The 17,097-nt window shown below is 63.1% G+C and carries 19 protein-coding genes and 1 pseudogene; 5 read left to right on the top strand and 15 right to left on the bottom strand.

Annotated features, from left to right (window positions below):
• Positions 1–51 precede the first annotated feature (51 nt).
• The 3 genes from AC0L3O_RS15240 to AC0L3O_RS15250 all read right to left on the bottom strand — a co-directional run bounded on the left by AC0L3O_RS15240 (position 52) and on the right by AC0L3O_RS15250 (position 2,073).
• Positions 52–1,119, bottom strand: a complete 1,068-nt coding sequence (locus AC0L3O_RS15240; protein ID WP_473615930.1) for an ABC transporter ATP-binding protein — start codon at positions 1,117–1,119, stop codon at positions 52–54.
• A 154-nt stretch (positions 1,120–1,273) separates the two neighbouring features.
• A complete protein-coding gene (locus AC0L3O_RS15245; RefSeq protein WP_473615931.1) occupies positions 1,274–1,603 on the bottom strand; it encodes a phasin family protein in 330 nt (109 codons plus the stop codon).
• A gap of 344 nt (positions 1,604–1,947) precedes the next feature.
• On the bottom strand, positions 1,948–2,073 hold the full coding sequence (locus tag AC0L3O_RS15250) for a hypothetical protein (RefSeq protein ID WP_280809885.1): 126 nt from the start codon (positions 2,071–2,073) through the stop codon (positions 1,948–1,950).
• Here AC0L3O_RS15250 and AC0L3O_RS15255 point away from each other — a divergent pair.
• Positions 2,051–3,373, top strand: a complete 1,323-nt coding sequence (locus AC0L3O_RS15255) for a D-alanyl-D-alanine carboxypeptidase (RefSeq protein ID WP_473615932.1) — start codon at positions 2,051–2,053, stop codon at positions 3,371–3,373. The two genes, AC0L3O_RS15250 and AC0L3O_RS15255, sit on opposite strands and share 23 nt — an antisense overlap.
• 44 nt (positions 3,374–3,417) lie before the next feature.
• Here the strand turns inward: AC0L3O_RS15255 and AC0L3O_RS15260 are convergent, their stop codons facing one another.
• From AC0L3O_RS15260 to AC0L3O_RS15275, 4 genes are all read right to left on the bottom strand, one after another.
• On the bottom strand, positions 3,418–4,119 hold the full coding sequence (locus tag AC0L3O_RS15260) for a DnaJ domain-containing protein (RefSeq protein WP_236374133.1): 702 nt from the start codon (positions 4,117–4,119) through the stop codon (positions 3,418–3,420).
• On the bottom strand, positions 4,116–4,847 hold the full coding sequence (locus AC0L3O_RS15265) for a vWA domain-containing protein (RefSeq protein ID WP_419693396.1): 732 nt from the start codon (positions 4,845–4,847) through the stop codon (positions 4,116–4,118). Before AC0L3O_RS15265 ends, AC0L3O_RS15260 begins: the two co-directional genes overlap by 4 nt.
• Positions 4,848–4,944: 97 nt before the next feature.
• A complete protein-coding gene (locus AC0L3O_RS15270; protein WP_473615934.1) occupies positions 4,945–5,382 on the bottom strand; it encodes a DUF1489 family protein in 438 nt (145 codons plus the stop codon).
• A gap of 122 nt (positions 5,383–5,504) precedes the next feature.
• Complete coding sequence (locus AC0L3O_RS15275) at positions 5,505–6,908, bottom strand: L-serine ammonia-lyase (protein WP_473615935.1); 1,404 nt, start codon at positions 6,906–6,908, stop codon at positions 5,505–5,507.
• A gap of 159 nt (positions 6,909–7,067) precedes the next feature.
• On the opposite strand from AC0L3O_RS15275, the gene AC0L3O_RS15280 reads away from it, so the two are divergent.
• A complete protein-coding gene (locus AC0L3O_RS15280) occupies positions 7,068–7,823 on the top strand; it encodes a DUF599 domain-containing protein (protein WP_473615937.1) in 756 nt (251 codons plus the stop codon).
• Between the two features lie 35 nt (positions 7,824–7,858).
• Here AC0L3O_RS15280 and AC0L3O_RS15285 read toward each other — a convergent pair whose 3' ends face one another.
• The 5 genes and pseudogenes from AC0L3O_RS15285 to AC0L3O_RS15305 form a co-directional block, all read right to left on the bottom strand.
• Positions 7,859–9,424: an amidase gene (locus AC0L3O_RS15285; protein ID WP_473615938.1), complete on the bottom strand. Its 1,566-nt coding sequence runs from the start codon at positions 9,422–9,424 to the stop codon at positions 7,859–7,861.
• The gene (locus AC0L3O_RS15290) at positions 9,424–9,882 is read right to left on the bottom strand and encodes a GNAT family N-acetyltransferase (protein ID WP_023801201.1); all 459 of its coding nucleotides are present in this window, start codon (positions 9,880–9,882) and stop codon (positions 9,424–9,426) included. The genes AC0L3O_RS15285 and AC0L3O_RS15290 overlap by 1 nt, the downstream gene beginning before the upstream one ends.
• 7 nt (positions 9,883–9,889) lie before the next feature.
• Positions 9,890–10,177: an Asp-tRNA(Asn)/Glu-tRNA(Gln) amidotransferase subunit GatC gene (gene gatC / locus AC0L3O_RS15295; RefSeq protein ID WP_023801200.1), complete on the bottom strand. Its 288-nt coding sequence runs from the start codon at positions 10,175–10,177 to the stop codon at positions 9,890–9,892.
• A gap of 92 nt (positions 10,178–10,269) precedes the next feature.
• Positions 10,270–10,685 (bottom strand): annotated as a pseudogene (locus AC0L3O_RS15300) (hypothetical protein).
• A 38-nt stretch (positions 10,686–10,723) separates the two neighbouring features.
• Positions 10,724–11,431, bottom strand: coding sequence for a metal-dependent hydrolase (locus tag AC0L3O_RS15305; protein ID WP_473615940.1), 708 nt, complete (start codon positions 11,429–11,431; stop codon positions 10,724–10,726).
• A gap of 100 nt (positions 11,432–11,531) precedes the next feature.
• On the opposite strand from AC0L3O_RS15305, the gene ruvX reads away from it, so the two are divergent.
• Complete coding sequence (gene ruvX, locus AC0L3O_RS15310; RefSeq protein ID WP_128183032.1) at positions 11,532–12,017, top strand: Holliday junction resolvase RuvX; 486 nt, start codon at positions 11,532–11,534, stop codon at positions 12,015–12,017.
• Here the strand turns inward: ruvX and AC0L3O_RS15315 are convergent.
• The 3 genes from AC0L3O_RS15315 to AC0L3O_RS15325 form a co-directional block, all read right to left on the bottom strand.
• A complete protein-coding gene (locus tag AC0L3O_RS15315; RefSeq protein WP_023801196.1) occupies positions 11,984–12,295 on the bottom strand; it encodes a DUF6105 family protein in 312 nt (103 codons plus the stop codon). The two genes, ruvX and AC0L3O_RS15315, sit on opposite strands and share 34 nt — an antisense overlap.
• The gene (locus AC0L3O_RS15320; protein ID WP_473615941.1) at positions 12,295–12,873 is read right to left on the bottom strand and encodes a hypothetical protein; all 579 of its coding nucleotides are present in this window, start codon (positions 12,871–12,873) and stop codon (positions 12,295–12,297) included. Before AC0L3O_RS15320 ends, AC0L3O_RS15315 begins: the two co-directional genes overlap by 1 nt.
• Positions 12,874–13,000: 127 nt before the next feature.
• A complete protein-coding gene (locus AC0L3O_RS15325; protein WP_473615942.1) occupies positions 13,001–14,629 on the bottom strand; it encodes a DNA alkylation response protein in 1,629 nt (542 codons plus the stop codon).
• A gap of 158 nt (positions 14,630–14,787) precedes the next feature.
• Here AC0L3O_RS15325 and AC0L3O_RS15330 point away from each other — a divergent pair, with 158 nt between their 5' ends.
• Together AC0L3O_RS15330 and AC0L3O_RS15335 are read left to right on the top strand one after the other, a co-directional pair.
• Complete coding sequence (locus tag AC0L3O_RS15330) at positions 14,788–15,768, top strand: aspartate carbamoyltransferase catalytic subunit (RefSeq protein ID WP_473615944.1); 981 nt, start codon at positions 14,788–14,790, stop codon at positions 15,766–15,768.
• Positions 15,765–17,051 carry a dihydroorotase gene (locus AC0L3O_RS15335; protein ID WP_473615945.1) on the top strand — a complete coding sequence of 429 codons (1,287 nt, stop codon included), beginning with the start codon at positions 15,765–15,767 and terminating at the stop codon, positions 17,049–17,051. The genes AC0L3O_RS15330 and AC0L3O_RS15335 overlap by 4 nt, the downstream gene beginning before the upstream one ends.
• The last annotated feature ends 46 nt before the right edge of the window (positions 17,052–17,097 follow it).

The raw sequence follows: 17,097 nt of genomic DNA on the forward strand, positions 1-17,097 counted from the left end.
TCATATGTGACTAATTTAGTCAAGTTACTTTGCGACCAAAGCGCTTGCGACTTATGCCGCAGCGAATATCAGGACGCCGCCTGGATCTATGGTCAGATGGATCGGCTCACCCGGCTTTACATCGATCCGGCTGGTGGTGCGCAAGCGCAAGAGGTCAGCAACGCCCTCGATCCTGACCAGCAATTGTTCGATCTCACCCAGAAAAGAGCGGTTGACGACAAGCGCCGACAGACCTTCGTCGGGACCTGAAAGGGAGATAGCCTGCGGGCGGATGCAGGCAAACGCCTTGCCGCCTTCCGGAAGATCGAGCCGGGCTGGAAAGGTGCCCAGCACCGTTTCGACCCGACCATCGCGGTAGATGCCCTCTACCCTGTTGCACGGGCACAGAAATTCGGCGGCGTAGAGTGAATTGGGATGATCATAGATATCGTAGCCCGTCCCGACCTGCACAACCCGCCCCTCCTGCATCAGCACAACCCGGTCACCGACGGAAAGGGCCTCCTCCGGGTCGTGCGTGACGAGGATCGCCGTCGTCCCCAAGGCTCTCAACGTCGAAATGGTCTCCTCGCGCACCCGCTCCCGCAGGCCACGATCAAGGTTCGAGAAAGGCTCGTCCATCAGCAGGATGACGGGTTTTGGGGCAAGCGCCCGCGCCAGTGCGACTCGCTGCTGCTCGCCACCTGAAAGCGTGTGTGGGTAACGGCCGGAAAGCGCCTGGATGCCGATTCGGGCGATCACCTCGGCCGCACGGGCGCTCGCCTCGCGCCGCGACAGCCGCTTGAGGCCGAAGGCCACGTTCTCCTCGACGGTCAGGTGCGGGAACAGGGCATAATCCTGGAACATGAATCCGATGTTGCGGTCTTCGGGCTCGACAAAGCTGTTCGCGCCCGCGATCTCAATGCCATTGAGCAGAATTCTTCCGCTGTCCGCAGTATCGACGCCTGCAATGATCCGCAAAAGCGAGGATTTGCCGCAACCGGACTGGCCGACGAGGCAGACGATCTCTCCAGGCGCAATCGAAAGCGAAACGTCATCCAGCGCCCGGGTGTCGCCGAAGCTTCGGCTGATGTGTTCCAGCGTTAGCGGAGCGCCGGCATCATTTATCGACCCATGCATCATTCGCCCTTAAGCTAAACCGACAAGCTGGCTCATTGCTGTTTAGATCAGCGTCGATCGGCTGGAAACTTAATTGCCATGAAAAAAACCCGGCCGCACGTTCGCGACCGGGTCCGTCTTGCTGGCCCAAGGGCCGTGTTCACATCTTGTAGCGAGATTATTTCGCCTTTGCGACGATCGATTCGAACGGCTTGTAGGCTTCCTTGGCGAGTTCGGCATAGAGGTCACCAATCTTGGTGGCTTCGGTGACGAAGGCTTCGTACGACTGCCTGGCAAAATCGGACTGGATCTCGATCGCCTTCTCCAGCGACTTGGCCGACAAAAGTTTCTCGGCTGCTGCGCTGCCGGCCTCCAAGCTTTTCTTGGTGTACTCGCCCGCCTCGGTGGCGATGGCCTGCGCGCCCTTGGAAAGGGATGCGAAGCTCTTCAAGCCGCTATCCGCAAACTCCTTGCCGTATTTGCTGAAATCTTCATAGGTCTGGGTCATTCACGCAATCCCTTGCCAGTTGTCCTTGAGCGGTGGACGCGGCCTTTTCCCGGGGCCGCGTTGTGCAATGCAAATAATATATTGTGCACTGCACAAAAGTCAAGTTTTTTACCGAGTGCGGGTTTCACCGGGTGCGGCCCCGGCCATCCGGCCAGCAGATCGGCGCAACCGTCGGGAAATAGCTAAGATTCGAATAAAGAAAAGCTCAAGCTCGAAGAAAATGGTGAACGCCACGGTTACCATAAACGGATTGGTAACGCTGGCCGCGATAGCTTGGCTTGAAGTGAGGCAGGACCCCTTTGCCGCCTCCACCGCAACAAAAATTCAAAGGAACCATCGGTGCGTCAGGCGTTGTCGGGCATTCTCTCCAAATCCGCGTCCTCCTTGAAAACGATCATGATCCTCGCTTTGGCGATGACATTCGTCGTTGCCGGAGCTGCTTCGTCCATGGCGGCGAGGTCGGCGGCCATCGTCATCGACGCCAAGACCGGCAAGGTGCTTTACTCTTCGAACGCCGATGGCCGACGCTATCCCGCCTCGCTCACCAAGATGATGACGCTTTACCTGGCCTTCGAGGCCATGGCGAACGGCAAGATCGGCAAGAACTCCCGCGTCGTCTTCTCGGCCAATGCTGCTGCCGAACCGCCGACCAAACTCGGCGTCAAACGGGGCGGCGCGATAACGGTCGAGACCGCGATCCTGTCGATGGTGACCAAGTCGGCAAACGACTCGTCAACCGCAATCGGCGAACTTCTCGGCGGCAATGAAACCAATTTCGCCCACATGATGACTGCCAAGGCGCGGGCACTGGGCATGAAGGGGACCGTTTTCCGCAACGCCCACGGCTTGCCAAATCCGGGTCAGTTCACCACCGCGCGCGACATGGCGGTGCTCGGCATCGCGCTGCGGGAGCATTTTCCCCAGTATTACAGCTATTTCTCGCAGCGTTCCTTTCTCTACGGCCGCAGGCGCATCAACGGCCACAACCGCCTGCTTGGACGCATCAAGGGCGTCGACGGCATCAAGACTGGCTACACCCGCGCCTCCGGCTATAATCTCGTTTCCTCGGTCGACGACGGCGATCGCCGCATCGTCGCGGTGGTCATAGGCGGGAAATCCGGCGGCAGCCGCGACAACCAGATGGCCGCATTGATCAAAGCCTACCTGCCGAAGGCGTCGTCGCGCGGCAGCGGCATGCTGATCGCCAAGGCCAGTGGTGGCAACCCGATCACCGCGCTGGCGAAAGTATTCCTGCCCAAGCGCGACGCGCCGACGCCGGACAGCAGGCCGGACGACGATGCGGCGTACAACGAGGCCCCGGACGGCGATGCCATTGCCTCTCTGGTGGAGGAAACCGAGCCCGTCGTTGAAGAAGCCACCCCCGTCGTGGAGACCAGGCCCGTCTCTCGGACCAAGAAGGTCGAAACAGTGGCCGCGGCCACGGCGGACGATGTGGCGACCGCACGGGTCGCAGCAGCCTATGGCGAACCGGCAACGGTCGATCCCGTCAACACGGCGTCGGTGCCGTCCGGCTGGGCAGTCCAGGTCGCCTCTTCGCCAAAACAGTCCGAAGCCCAGGCTCTCCTGGACGAGACGAGCAAACAGGCGCCTTCGGTCCTGGCCGATGCTGTGGGCTTCACCGTCGCCTTCGAGAAGGGCGGCGTGACCTACTACCGCGCCCGGTTCGGCTTTGGCTCGAAGACTGCCGCCTCGAAAGCCTGCAACGCCCTGAAGAAAAAGAAAATCGAGTGCTACGCCGTCCACCAGTAGGCGGCGTCGAAACATCTCCCGGAAGAATTCTGCGTCGAAGGAGACTAGTTGTGATTGGAGAGCAAGACGTCCTTGGCTTCGTTGATCCGCGCCGCCAGAAACGAAGTGCCGCCGAGATCGGGGTGCAGGCGCTGCATCAGGCGGCGGTGCGCCTTGCGGACATCCGCCGCGGCGGCCCCCGCTTCAAGACCAAGGATCTTGTAGGCCTCCTCCTTAGTCATGGCGCCCGAACCTGGCGAAACACCCAGCCCGTCGCCACCATTCGCCTCCGCGTCTTTGCGCCAGATGGGAAATCTGCCGTCAAGATACGTCTCTAGCAGCTGGCGGCTCTCAGGGTCGCCGGGGAGTTCGCGATAAAGCTGCTGCAATTCCGCAAGGCTCATCGTGCCTAGCATCTTGCCTTCATGGCGGCCGGCGAGCACGAGGCCCTCCAAATTGCCGGTATCGTGATCAAGCTCCATTTCGAGGGCCGCGGTGCGCACGGTTGAATACTTGCCCGGCTCCAGTTTCGCCGTCGGCCGCTTCATCCGCATCGAGCCATACCAGGCGAGCGCCGTCGACAGGATCAAGCCGCCGATGCCTGCGCGTCCAACCAGAAGCGCGGCGACGCCGATCAGCGCCAGCAGGACAGGCCCAACTGTCCTCATCCAGCTTGCGAGTTTCGCGGGGTCGGCGCGCAGAAACACCATTGCCACGCCGAGCAGCACCAAAAGCAACGCCACGAATGCGATAGTTGCGCCCATCATTTCCTGCCGCTCCGCAGATGCTCGATCATCAGCCGGTCTTCCGGCCTGCCCCTGGCCTCCAGAGCCTTCAGCCCGCCGGTCGCAAACACGGCGACCGCCGATAGCAGGCTGGCCAAGGTTGCTGCGGCCCGCCGGTCAAATCGGAACCAGGCGCCTTTGGACAGCCTCGCAATTTCCTTGAACGCCTTTTCCGCGCCGGCATCATGGCCCTCCTGAAAGACGAAGACAGGAACGCCGTGCAGGCCGAGGCTGCCGGCCTTTTCCGCCAGATCGTCGATATTTTCCTCCATCGCATCGCCGATATAGACCAGCGCGTTGACCTTGGCCGCCGCCGTCTGTTTCAGCGCATGGGCGAGCACCTTGCCGATCTGGGTGTGGCCGCTGCGGCATTCGATCCGCGTCATCAGCTGCTTCAGCGCGTTCGTATCGGTGACGAATGCGGATGAGCGGCACTCGCCAAAACCGCGAAAATAGACCAGTTGGACCTTGAGCGCCCCGGCCTTGCCGACGGCGTCGAACATCTCGCCCTGCAGCGCACAGGCGAGATCCCAGGTCGGCTGGCGGCTCATCGTCGCGTCGAGGGAAAGGATCAGCCTGCCAGTACCGGTCGCGGACGCAGCCAGCGTCCTTGCCTGACGGATAAACGCGTCGATCTCGCCGGTGCTCGATTGGGATTCGACCGGCGCAGGATTGGCCTTTGCGGGCACGGGCTGCTTCTTGTCGCTCATGACATTCAAGATGTGGCGTTGTCGCACAGCTTGCAAGCCCAGCAGAGGCGACCTCGAGGGCCGGCGACCACCGCAGCTTTGAATTTTGGGGATCTTCCTAGAGCAGGCCGAGATCGGCAAGCTCGCGCCTGAGTTTCGGCGGCATTTCGACCAATCCCGCTTTGCCCTTGGAGAGATCGGCCGGTGCGTCCGACGGTTTCAAATAGCGCCAGCCTTGAAAGGCGCGGCGCGGCTGCCATTCAGTCGGCACGACCGCGGGATCGAGGATCAGGTGACAGCGGCCGATACCCTCGTCATCGGTGAAAGGACGGATTTCGGTGATCAACTGGCGGCACTGCACGTTGCCCTTGATTACCCAGTAGAGGGAACCGCCATCGGTGACCTCGGCGCGGCGCGTCGGCGTCATGCGGGTGGTGTGGTAGTGCTCGACCGGTTCACCGGCGCGCCGCCGTTCGTCGAGGCGGAACGCGATCCACTCTTCGAGATCTTCGACGCTGTCGCAGCCAACGCAGAGCTTTATGAGATTGAGGGACATGGATCAAGGTTTAGTCCGGCGCGCGAAGGCGTCAACTGGCCCAATCGACTTTCTCCACAGTGCCGACTTTCTCCACAGTGCCGCTGTTCTCCACGGCGCCAATCCACAGTGCAAGATTTGGCTCAGCATTCCACGATATTGACGGCCAGTCCGCCGAGGCTGGTTTCCTTGTATTTCTCGTTCATGTCGAGGCCGGTCTGGCGCATGGTCTCGATCGCGGCGTCGAGCGGCACGAAATGAACGCCGTCGCCCTTGATGGCCAGCGACGCGGCAGTCACCGCCTTGACGGCGCCGAGCGCGTTGCGCTCGATGCAAGGCACCTGCACCAGCCCGCCGACCGGATCGCAGGTCATGCCGAGATGATGCTCAAGCGCGATCTCGGCGGCGTTCTCGACCTGCTCAGGCGTGCCGCCCATCACGGCGCACAGCCCCGCTGCCGCCATCGCCGAGGCCGAACCGACCTCGCCCTGGCAGCCGACCTCGGCGCCCGAGATCGAAGCGTTGGTCTTGATGATGCCGCCGACCGCTGCTGCGGTCAGCAGGAAATCGCGGATGCTTGGCTGGTCGGCCTCGGGATGGAAATGCAGCCAGTAGCGCAGCACCGCCGGCAGCGTGCCTGCAGCACCATTGGTCGGCGCGGTGACGACGCGCCCGCCGGCGGCGTTCTCCTCGTTCACCGCCATGGCATAGATCGACAGCCAGTCGTTGGCGAGCAGCGGATTGGGCCGGTTCTGCCGCCACTGCTCCTGCAGCTTGTCATGCAATTGTCGCGCGCGTCGCCGCACCTTCAGGCCGCCCGGCATGATGCCGTCCTGCGACAGGCCGCGCTCGATGCAGCTCTTCATCGCGCTCCAGATGCCGTCGAGGCCGGCGTCGAGCTCTTCACGCGACATCTGCGTCTCTTCGTTGACGCGCTTCATGTCGGCGATGGAAAGACCGCTTTTCGCGGCCATCGACAGCATCTCGACAGCATTCTTGAAGGGGTATGGAACGTTTTTGCCTTCCGTCGTCACCGAGCCCTTCGCCTTCATCCGCTGCAGCTCTTCTTCGGAAACCACGAAGCCGCCGCCGATCGAATAGTAGATGCGCTTGAGCAGCAGGCGGTCGTCGGCATCATAGGCAGAGAAAGCCATGCCGTTGGCGTGGCGGGAAAGCGGCGTCTTGCGATCCAGCACCAGATCCGTCGCCGGGTCGAAGCGATAGGACGGATGGCCGGGCGGCGAAATCCGCTTCTCGGCGGCGATACGGTCGACGATGCCGTCCGCCTGATCGGGGTCTACCGTCTGCGGCGTCTGGCCGGCAAGCCCGAGCACGACGGCGCGATCTGAACCATGGCCGATGCCGGTATAGGCAAGCGAGCCGTGCAGGCTGGCGGCGATGCGGTCGACCTTGGCGCCGGCCGGGCGTGGCCAGTCATCTCCCGCGACCTCGTCGAGAAAACGCCGCGCAGCCGTCATCGGTCCCATCGTGTGCGAACTCGATGGTCCAATGCCGATCTTGAACAGGTCGAAAACCGAAAGGAACACGCGTCGCTCTCCTATTGGAATTTACATATAGGAATTCCTGTGATGTTTCCGCTCTTTCGAAGATTGCGGCGCTGCACCTGCCGACCTTGTTTGCTCCGGCAGCGACATCGTTGCGTTCCGCCATCGAAGCGCCGCCACCGCTTGTGGTAAGAGGGTTGCATGGGCGATTCCTTCCATTTGTCGACGGCAGACCTCGTTGCGCTGGGTTTTTTCGTTTTCGTGTGGGTGCTGCATACGCTCGCCTCCGACGGAAAGCTGGTCAGGCGCATGTCGCTGACGACGGCGATGAACGTCCAGCGTCAAGCCTGGATGCGGAACATGGCCGAACGCGAGGTCCGCATTGTCGACACCGCCATCATGGCCGGCCTTCAACAGGGAACCGCCTTCTTCGCCTCCAGTTCGCTGATTGCGATCGGCGGGTGTTTTGCCCTACTCGGCGCCTCCGATCAGGTTGTTTCGGTGCTGAGCGACCTGCCGCTCGGCGCGACGTCGTCCCGCTCCGCCTTTCAGATGAAGGTGTTCGGATTGGTGCTGATCCTTGCCTATTCCTTTTTCAAGTTCGGCTGGGCCTACCGGCTGTTCAACTATTGCTCGATCCTGATCGGTGCGGTGCCGATCCCGCACGGCGAGGCTTCACGCAACCCGGTCAGCGAGACGGCGGTATGGCGGGCGGCGCGGATGAACATGCTGGCCGGAAAACATTTCAATTCCGGCATGCGCGGCGTGTTCTTCTCGATCGGCTATCTCGGCTGGTTCGTCGACCCAAAAGTGTTCGTGCTGTCGACGCTGCTGTTGCTGGCGGTTCTGGTGCGTCGCCAGTTCTTCTCGGCGGCGCGGCAAGCCGTGATCGGTCAGCCGCCCGAGCCGACACCCGGTCCGGGAAAAAGCCGATCGACGCGGCCCGACAGCCGGTAGGCGGCGTCCCTCACCGCTTCAGATGGGAGACGACACTACCACCACTTTTCCGGCTGGAACGTACCCGCAGCCTGTTCGATGACATGGGCGGTCTGGAACAAGGTTTCCTCGTCAAACGGCCGGCCGATGAGCTGCAGGCCGAGCGGCAGGCCCTTGGCGTCGAGCCCTGCGGGCACGGCGATGCCCGGCAGTCCGGCCATGTTCACGGTCACCGTGAAGATGTCGTTGAGGTACATCTTGACCGGGTCGGCGGTCATGTCCTCGTCGGCGATGCCGAAGGCCGCCGACGGCGTCGCCGGCGTCAGGATGACGTCGACGCCGGCAGTGAATGCGTTTTCGAAATCCCGCTTGATCAGGTTGCGCACCTTCTGCGCCTGCAGATAGTAGGCGTCGTAGTAGCCGGCGGAGAGCACATAGGTGCCGATCATGATGCGGCGCTTGACCTCGCGGCCGAAGCCGGCGGCGCGGGTCTTCTCGTACATGTCGACGATGTCCTTGCCCGGCACGCGCAACCCGTAGCGGACGCCGTCATAGCGGGCTAGGTTCGACGAGGCTTCGGCGGGCGCGACGATGTAATAGGCCGGCAGCGCATATCTGGTATGCGGAAGCGAAATGTCGACGATCTCGGCGCCGGCATCTTTCAGCCAGGCAATGCCCTTCTGCCACAGCGCCTCGATCTCGTCGGGCATGCCGTCGACGCGGTATTCCCTCGGGATGCCGACCTTCATGCCCTTGATCGGCTTGCCGATCGCCGCCTCATAATCCGGCACCGGGCGGTCGACCGAGGTGGTGTCCTTCGGATCGACCGAGGCCATGGATTTCAAGAGAATCGCGGCGTCACGCACGTCGCGGGCGATCGGACCGGCCTGGTCGAGCGACGAAGCGAAGGCGACGATGCCCCAGCGCGAGCAGCGGCCGTAGGTCGGCTTGATGCCGACCGTGCCGGTGAAGGCGGCGGGCTGGCGGATCGAGCCGCCGGTGTCGGTGGCGGTGGCGCCGGCACACAGGAACGCCGAAACGGCGGAGGCCGAGCCACCCGACGAGCCGCCCGGCACGAGTTGGGCGTTATCCAGCGTGCGCGCGGTCCTGGTGCCGCCGGCCGAGACAAAACCGCCATCGCCCTGATGCGTGGTCGGCATCACCATCGTGTCGACGCGTGAACGCCGCCACGGATTGACGACAGGGCCGTAGTAGGAGCTCTCATTGGACGAGCCCATGGCGAACTCGTCCATGTTGAGCTTGCCGAGCATGACGGCGCCGTCGGCCCACAGATTGGCGGTGACGGTCGATTCGTAGTGCGGCTTGAAGCCGTCCAGCACATGACTGCAGGCCTGGGTGTGGATGCCTTCGGTGCCGAACAGGTCCTTGATGCCGAGCGGAATGCCTTCGAGCGACCCGCCCTCGCCCTTCGCAAGCTTCGCGTCCGAGGCCTTGGCCATGTCGCGCGCCTTGTCATCGGTTACGACGACATAGGCATTGAGCGCCGGATTGGCCCGCTCGATTGCCTGGAGATAGGCTTCGGTGATCTCGGTTGCGGTGATTTCCCTGGCGCGCAGCTTGGCGCGGGCCTGCGATATCGTCAGGTGGGTCAGGTCGCTCATCAGGCAAGGCTCTTTTCGTAAAACACCGACCACCCGGAATCGGGATAGTCCAGCACCGGGCCGCAGCGCGAAAATCCGGCGCGTTCATAGACGGTCCACGCAGCCGGATGGCGGTCGCCGGTTTCCAGCACCAGACGCTTCAGTCCTTCATTGCGCGCCAGCGCCTCGATTCGCTCGACGATCCCGGCGCCGATCTTCTGCCCGCGATGCGAAGGCCGCGTGTACATGCGCTTGACCTCGCCGACGGCGCCATCGTGGCGTTTCAGCGCGCCGCAGCCGATGGCGAGGCCGTTGTCGCGAGCGATGAAGACAGTCGTGTCGTTGTCGGCCATCTGCTCGACGGTCATGTGGGAGCAGTGCTCCGGCGGCGTCAGTTCCAGCAGCGTGTCGTTGAGCTCCTTGACCAGCCCGCGCACGTCGTCCTGCAGCGGCGTTTCGATGGCGATCTCGATTGCCATCGGCCCGCTACTCCACGACCTTCGGAACGAGGAAGAAATTCTCTTCGGTCGCCGGTGCGTTGGCGACGATGTCGGCCGCCTTGCTGCCGTCGGTGACGACGTCCGGGCGCTTCTTCATCTCCATCGGAATGACCGACGTCATCGGCTCGACGCCGGCGACCTCGACCTCGTTCAACTGCTCGACAAAGCCGAGAATGGCGTTCAACTCGCCGGTCATGCGCTCGGCATCCGCCTCGCTCACCGCAATGCGGGCGAGACGCGCGACGCGCTTCACTGTCTGCAGATCAACGGACATATTTGCTTGTGCCTCGGGAAAACCAGTCCGCGCTATAGCGGCGCGGCGCGTGCCGCGCAACATGCATCGTGCCGAGAACTCAGCCAGAAGGTCTATGGCAGGGCCACACCGTCGCAGAGGAAAAAGCTGCCGCTGTTGCCGCTCGCCTCGCTTTCGTCTTCCGCAGGTCGGACCGAAACCAGATCGATCTGCTTCGGGCTCAATTGCGTTACGGAGAGAACGTCCGGAAAGACATGTCCCGGCTCCTGACATATGCTGTCACCGCCCAACTCGGCGATAGCGTCGCCTTGGTGATCTGAAGGAACTCGCAATCGTATTCGACGCTGTGCAGGCCACGCGCCGAGAGCACGATGTTGCCGGCGTCGATCAGCGCCTCCAGTGTGTACTTCTTGGCCTGCGCACAAAGGTCCTCGGACTGGAGATAGACGCCTTTGATGAAGTCCTCCGCGGCGGGAGCCGGGGAGGCCACAGAAAGAACAGAAATGAAAAGAAAGCCCCTTAAAACCATGTTTTCACTCCATTTTGGCGCCTTATACCTACCGTCTTCTACAAGCTAATCGTCCCGCCGATCTCCGGCAACGCCACCTTCACGCCGGAACCCTCCAGCCCCGCGACAAACTTGTCGGCGGTCTGGTCGATGATCGGAAACGTGCCGAAGTGACTGGGAATGACCGTCTCGAACTGAAAGAAGCGCCGGCAGGCAAGGGCTGCCACCGCGCCGCCCATGGTGAAGCGGTCGCCGATCGGCACGATGCCGATCTTCGGCTCGTGCAGTTCGTTGATCAGCGCCATGTCGGAAAAGATGTCGGTGTCGCCCATATGATAGAGCGTCTTGTCTTCCTGGAAATGCAGCACGAGGCCGCCGGGATTGCCGAGATAGGTGTTCTGGCCCTTGTCGCCCGGGAACGACGAGGAATGCAGCGCCTGGACGAAGGTGGTGGTGAAGCTGCCGCAATCGATCGTGCCGCCGATATTGCCCGGATTGATCTTCTTGTCGCTGACGCCCTTGCCGACCAGATACATGCAGATCTCGAAATTGGCGACCAGCATGGCGCCGCTTTTCCCAAGCACTTCAAGCGCGCCGCTGATGTGGTCGCTGTGGCCGTGGGTCAGCAGCACATGCGTGACCCCTTCCGCCGGCTCTTCCCAGCCGCCCGTCCATGACGGATTGCCGATCAGATAGGGATCGATGAGGATTTTCGCCTCGGTGGTTTCGATGCGAAATGCGGAATGTCCGTACCAGGTCAGTTTCATGGATGCCTTCCTCGATTTTTGCTTCGCCAAAGGATAGAACGCCGGCAGTGAAATTAAAGTCCCACAGCGTCCTTTGCGGCGTATGGTCCGAGGAAAGCCGTTGAGCATCATCACCATCGAGGAGTTGCCGGCGCGGCTCGGCGGCGGCAAGACGCTGGCCGGGCTCGACCTTGGCGACAAGACGATTGGCGTGGCGGTTTCCGACCGGGGCTTTGCCTTCGCCCACCCGCGTCCCGTCATCATGCGCAGGAAATTCTCGCTGGATGCCGCAGTGCTGCTCGCCTTGCTGGAGAAAGAGAATGTCGGGGCCGTGGTGCTCGGCCTGCCGGTCAACATGGACGGGTCGGAAGGCCCGCGCGCCCAGAAATCCCGCGCCTTCGCCCGTAACATGGCTGGTGTGACCGACCTGCCCTTCGTCTTGTGGGACGAGCGGCTGTCGACGGTGGCGGCCGAGCGGACGCTGATCGAGATGGATTTTTCGCGCCGCAAACGCGCCGGCAAGATCGATTCGGCCGCGGCGGCCTTTATTCTGCAGGGCGCGCTCGACCGGCTTCAGGCGCTCGGCGTCGACGCCTGGTCGAAATAGCGGTCGCGCATAATCCTGATCCAGCCACCGATCACCCGGCGGCGGCGAAATGCCCAAAACGCCATCAGCAGCAGGCTGTCGAGGATGCAGGCCTTCGCCACCATGCCGGGAATGAGCGCCGGATCGATGCCAAGCATCTCGCCATAGAGCTGGAAGACGAGGTCATGCAATTGGCGGCTCAGCATGACATAGCCGAAATTGATGTCGTTGAGAGACAGGAAGAACCAGCCCCAGAACAGGGCCAGCGGCGTCGCCCATAGCGCGAACAAGGTGCGCATCAGCGGTCATCCCTCAAGTTCGTGTCCGGCCTCAAGTTTGTGTCCGGCCGGCCGGAAATGCGCGAGAGCGCCGAGTTGTGCGCCGCCGCCTTCGCCATCATATGCGCTGCGGCACGGATTTCGCCGGTGCCCGGATCCACTGCGGCAAAAGCCGACCGCCGCTCTGCGAGCATGGCGACATAGGAAGCCAGCAGTGCCGCCAACTGCACCGCGACGGCCATGAACAGCCCGTTGATGCCTTGCGCGGCGCCGCCGACCACGATCAGCGACAGCACGCCGGAGGCGGAGATGAAGGCCACCCGCACAACGCTGTCGGTGGCGTCCGGATTTGTCGGGATGCTGAATAGAGTCTCGACAAAAGCCCAGCAGAACAGCACCGCGACGATAAGCAATGCCACGGCAAGCGGCGCCACCACGATAGCGTTTTCGAGGTCGACGAAGCGGGTGTTCTGGACGGCAACGCCGAGCACGCCAAGCGCTGCCGCAACGCCGCGATTCCCGTCGATGCAGATGAACGCCAGCAGGGCGAAAACGACCGCCCAGTGCAAGGCCAGAAAGGAGCTCAATATGTGCCGCATAGCGTTCCTGCTTCGGTAAACAGGACAGTGGGCTTTGCAGCTTGCGACCGCAATGGAAACCATTTGTTAAGGTTAACGGCTTTCCACAGAGCAGCGATCGACGAGGGAAATCCGTCCCGAAGCCTTCTCAGGTGACCGGCGGATAGAGCGTGTCGATGATCATGCGCGCGTCATGGCGTGAATCGAGCATGCCATAGGTGTTGCGCCACTGGCCGGCGAGGCGCGTCTCGACGAAGGCGTCGGCGATCCGCCCTGCCCCCAGCCTGCGAAGCTCCGCCGCCGCCGCCGACAGCGCCAGTTGCTCGGTGAGCAGACGCGCCGACCCCTCGTCGGTTGCCGCGACCTGCATGGCTGCCTTGAGCACACCGACGGTGCCGCGCCCGCCGGCGCCGAGATCGCGATCGATGCCGGCCAGCACCTCCTCGAACAGTCCGGGTGCACGCCCCAGCACGCGCAGCACGTCGAGCGCCATGACATTGCCGGATCCCTCCCAGATCGCGTTGACCGGAGCTTCGCGATAGTAGCGGGCGAGCGGGGCCTCCTCGACATAGCCATTGCCGCCGAGGCACTCCATCGCCTCATAGAGCAGCGGCGGTGCGATCTTGCAGACCCAGTATTTGACGACCGGCGTCATGGCGCGCGCAAAAGCCGCCTCGCCGCGGTCGCCGGCCGCCTCGTCGAAAGAGCGCGCCAGTCGGAATGACAGCGCGGTGGCGGCGGCGACGTCGAGCGCCATGTCGGCCAGCACGCGCTGCATTAGCGGCTGCTCGATCAGATTGGTTCCAAACACCTGGCGGTGACGGGTGTGGTGGACGGCTTCGGCCAGCCCGGCTCGCATGATCGCCGACGAGGCGATCGCGCAGTCGAGCCGGGTCAGCGTCACCATATCCATGATCGTCTTGACGCCTGCCCCGGGCTCGCCGACCATCTCGCCGATGGCATTGACGAACTCGACTTCGGACGAGGCGTTGGAGCGGTTGCCAAGCTTGTCCTTCAGCCGCTGGAAGCGAAAGCCGTTGCCCGAGCCATCGCCGAGAATGCGCGGAACGAGAAAGCACGAAAGTCCTTCCGGCGCCTGTCCAAGCACCAGGAACGCATCCGACATCGGCGCCGACATGAACCATTTGTGGCCGGTCAGCCGATAGAAGCTGCTGCCGGCGCGCTCGGCCCTGGTGACGTTGGCGCGGACGTCGGTGCCGCCCTGCTTCTCGGTCATGCCCATACCGAGCGTCAGCCCGGCTTTTTCGACCGGCGGCTTCTGGCTCTGGTCGTATTTGCGTGTCGTCACCCGCGGCGCCCATTCGCGAAACAGTTTTGGGCTTGCCATCAGCGCTGCCAGCGAGGCGCTGGTCATGGTGACGGGACAGAGATGCCCGGTTTCGAGCTGCGCCGTCAGGTAGAAACGGGCCGCGCGCACCTGATGGCGGCGGCCGATCTCGGCATCGCCATTTTCCCAGACCGACGAATGCAGCCCGTTCGCGACCGACCGGCGCATCAGCGCATGATAGGCTGGATGGAACTCGACCAGATCGATGCGCCGGCCCTGGCGGTCATGGGTCCTGAGCTTCGGCGTCTCGACATTGGCAAGGCGAGCCAGTTCCTGCGCCTCCTGCGTCAGCACGAAACGGCCAAGCCCATCGATATCCTTGCGCACCGGATCGGAAAAACGCTCGGCAAGCTGGATCAGCAACGGATCGCCTCGCCAGGCGTTGCCGCCTGCCAGCGGCGGCGGCTGGTTCGTCACGTCGTCGGTCACACACTGTCCTTATCATCACAAGGCCACGAATCCGAAGCCATCAGCTAGATATAGCCCAAGCGTTGCTGCGCGCGCGACGAAAATACCGGGGAGAAAGGCCGCAATCCAAAGCTGGTGCTTGCAGCCAAAGGTCCTCCACCCTATAGCAGCGCCTTGAGATGACCGACGCTTCGTCCCTGCCACTCTACCCTCACCGCCATCTTCTGGGCATCCGCGATCTTTCCCCCGCCGACATCGAGCTTTTGCTGGACAGGGCGGACCGGTCGGTCGCGATCTCGCGGCAGTCGGAGAAGAAGGCCTCGACGATGCGTGGCCGCACCCAGATCAATCTGTTCTACGAAGCTTCGACCCGTACCCAATCGTCGTTCGAACTGGCCGGAAAACGGCTCGGCGCCGACGTCATGAATATGTCGGTGGCCAGTTCTTCGGTGAAGAAGGGCGAGACGCTGATCGACACGGCGATGACACTGAACGCCATGCATCCCGACATCCTGATCATCCGCCACCAGTCGGCGGGTGCCGCCGCGCTGCTGGCGCAAAAGGTCGGCTGCTCGGTGATCAATGCCGGCGACGGCGCCCATGAGCACCCGACGCAGGCGCTGCTCGACGCGCTGACCATCCGTCGCGCCAGGGGCCCGCTGTCGAAGCTGATCGTGGCGATCTGCGGCGACATCCTGCATTCGCGCGTGGCGCGTTCCAACATCATGTTGCTTAATGCGCTCTGCGCGCAGGTGCGCGTCGTGGCGCCGTCGACGCTTTTGCCCGCCGGCATCGAGAAAATGGGCGTGATCGTCACCCGTTCGATGGCCGAAGGGCTCAAGGACGCGGATGTGGTGATGATGCTGCGGCTGCAGCGCGAGCGCATGGAAGGCGCCTTCGTGCCTTCGGTGCGTGAGTATTTCCACTATTTCGGCCTCGACGCCGAGAAGCTGAAGGCGGCCAAGGACGGCGCTCTGGTCATGCACCCCGGCCCGATGAACCGCGGCGTCGAGATCGCCTCGGAAATCGCCGACGGTCCGCAGAGCGTCATCCAGGAGCAGGTGGAGATGGGTGTCGCCGTGCGCATGGCGGTGATGGAAGCGCTGCTCGATCCCCGCCGCAATTATGAGGGCCGCAACCTTGAGGGCCGCGGCGCATGAGCACAACGGTGTTCAGCCGGGCCCGCATCGTCGATCCGTCGCGCGGCATCGATGAGGTCGGCACCGTCATTGTCGAGGGCCGCAAGATCGTCGCCGCCGGCAAGGCGGCCTTGAACCAGGGCGCTCCGCAAGATGCTAATGTCATCGACTGCGACGGCAAGGCAATCATTCCCGGCCTGATCGATGCGCGCGTCTTCATCGGCGAACCGGGCGGCGAACACCGCGAGACCATCGCTTCGGCCAGCGTGGCGGCGGCCGCCGGCGGCGTCACTTCCATCGTCATGATGCCCGACACCGACCCGGTGATCGACAATGTCGCGCTGGTCGAATTCGTGCTGCGCACCGCCAAGGACACGGCCATCGTCAACATCTTTCCGGCGGCGGCGATCACCAAGGGGCTCGAAGGCCGCGAGATGACCGAATTCGGCCTGCTGCGCGAGGCCGGCGCGATCGCCTTCACCGACGGGCGGCACACCATAGCAAGCGCACTGGTGATGCGCCGCGCGCTGACCTATGCGCGCGATTTCGGCGGCGTGATCGCGCATGAAACCCAGGACGCCGAACTCGCTTCGTCAGGCGTCATGAACGAAGGCCTCTATGCCAGCTGGCTCGGCCTTGCCGGCATTCCGCGCGAGGCCGAGTCCATTCCGCTGGAGCGCGACCTTGCGCTGGCGCGGCTGACTGGCGGCGCCTATCACGCGGCCAAGATTTCGACTGCGATGGCGGCAAACGCGGTAACGAGGGCCAAGGCCGACGGCACCAAAGTCACATCAGGCGTCTCGATCCACAATCTGTCGCTCAACGAGAACGATGTCGGCGAATACCGCACCTTCTTCCGGCTGACGCCGCCGTTGCGCGCCGAGGAAGACCGGCTGGCGATGATCGAGGCGGTCAAGGACGGCACCATCGACATCATCGTATCCTCGCACGACCCCCAGGATGTCGACACCAAGCGGCTGCCTTTCGCCGACGCCGCGGCCGGTGCCATCGGACTGGAAACGCTGCTCGGTGCAGCGCTGCGGCTCTACCACAATGGCGATTTGACGCTGCTCAGGTTGGTTGAGACATTGTCCACCGCGCCGGCAAGACTGTTCGGCCTGCCCGGCGGCACGCTGAAGCCGGGTGCGGTCGCCGACCTTGCGCTGGTCGATCTCGACGAGCCATGGATCGTCAGCGAAAGCGGCATCCGTTCGCGCTCGAAAAACACCTGTTTCGAAGGCGCGCGGCTGCAGGGCAAGGTCTTGCAAACGATGGTGGCGGGCCGCACAGTGTTTTCGGCCTAATGCATGTCGCGCAAAAGCATGCCCTCGGGCCTGACCCGAGGGTGCG

The sequence above is a fragment of the Mesorhizobium sp. WSM4810 genome (assembly GCF_055811235.1).

Bases quoted from the DNA above. Each gene is read 5' to 3' on its own strand.
- AC0L3O_RS15305 (WP_473615940.1), bottom strand. From the start codon at position 11,431: ATGAAACTGACCTGGTACGGACATTCCGCATTTCGCATCGAAACCACC.
- AC0L3O_RS15255 (WP_473615932.1), top strand. From the start codon at position 2,051: ATGGCGGCGAGGTCGGCGGCCATCGTCATCGACGCCAAGACCGGCAAG.
- AC0L3O_RS15250 (WP_280809885.1), bottom strand. From the start codon at position 2,073: ATGGCCGCCGACCTCGCCGCCATGGACGAAGCAGCTCCGGCAACGACG.
- AC0L3O_RS15240 (WP_473615930.1), bottom strand. From the start codon at position 1,119: ATGATGCATGGGTCGATAAATGATGCCGGCGCTCCGCTAACGCTGGAA.
- AC0L3O_RS15320 (WP_473615941.1), bottom strand. From the start codon at position 12,873: ATGCGGCACATATTGAGCTCCTTTCTGGCCTTGCACTGGGCGGTCGTT.
- AC0L3O_RS15280 (WP_473615937.1), top strand. From the start codon at position 7,068: ATGGGCGATTCCTTCCATTTGTCGACGGCAGACCTCGTTGCGCTGGGT.
- AC0L3O_RS15335 (WP_473615945.1), top strand. From the start codon at position 15,765: ATGAGCACAACGGTGTTCAGCCGGGCCCGCATCGTCGATCCGTCGCGC.
- AC0L3O_RS15270 (WP_473615934.1), bottom strand. From the start codon at position 5,382: ATGTCCCTCAATCTCATAAAGCTCTGCGTTGGCTGCGACAGCGTCGAA.
- AC0L3O_RS15245 (WP_473615931.1), bottom strand. From the start codon at position 1,603: ATGACCCAGACCTATGAAGATTTCAGCAAATACGGCAAGGAGTTTGCG.
- AC0L3O_RS15285 (WP_473615938.1), bottom strand. From the start codon at position 9,424: ATGAGCGACCTGACCCACCTGACGATATCGCAGGCCCGCGCCAAGCTG.
- AC0L3O_RS15265 (WP_419693396.1), bottom strand. From the start codon at position 4,847: ATGAGCGACAAGAAGCAGCCCGTGCCCGCAAAGGCCAATCCTGCGCCG.
- AC0L3O_RS15290 (WP_023801201.1), bottom strand. From the start codon at position 9,882: ATGGCAATCGAGATCGCCATCGAAACGCCGCTGCAGGACGACGTGCGC.
- AC0L3O_RS15260 (WP_236374133.1), bottom strand. From the start codon at position 4,119: ATGATGGGCGCAACTATCGCATTCGTGGCGTTGCTTTTGGTGCTGCTC.
- AC0L3O_RS15330 (WP_473615944.1), top strand. From the start codon at position 14,788: ATGACCGACGCTTCGTCCCTGCCACTCTACCCTCACCGCCATCTTCTG.
- gatC (WP_023801200.1), bottom strand. From the start codon at position 10,177: ATGTCCGTTGATCTGCAGACAGTGAAGCGCGTCGCGCGTCTCGCCCGC.
- AC0L3O_RS15315 (WP_023801196.1), bottom strand. From the start codon at position 12,295: ATGCGCACCTTGTTCGCGCTATGGGCGACGCCGCTGGCCCTGTTCTGG.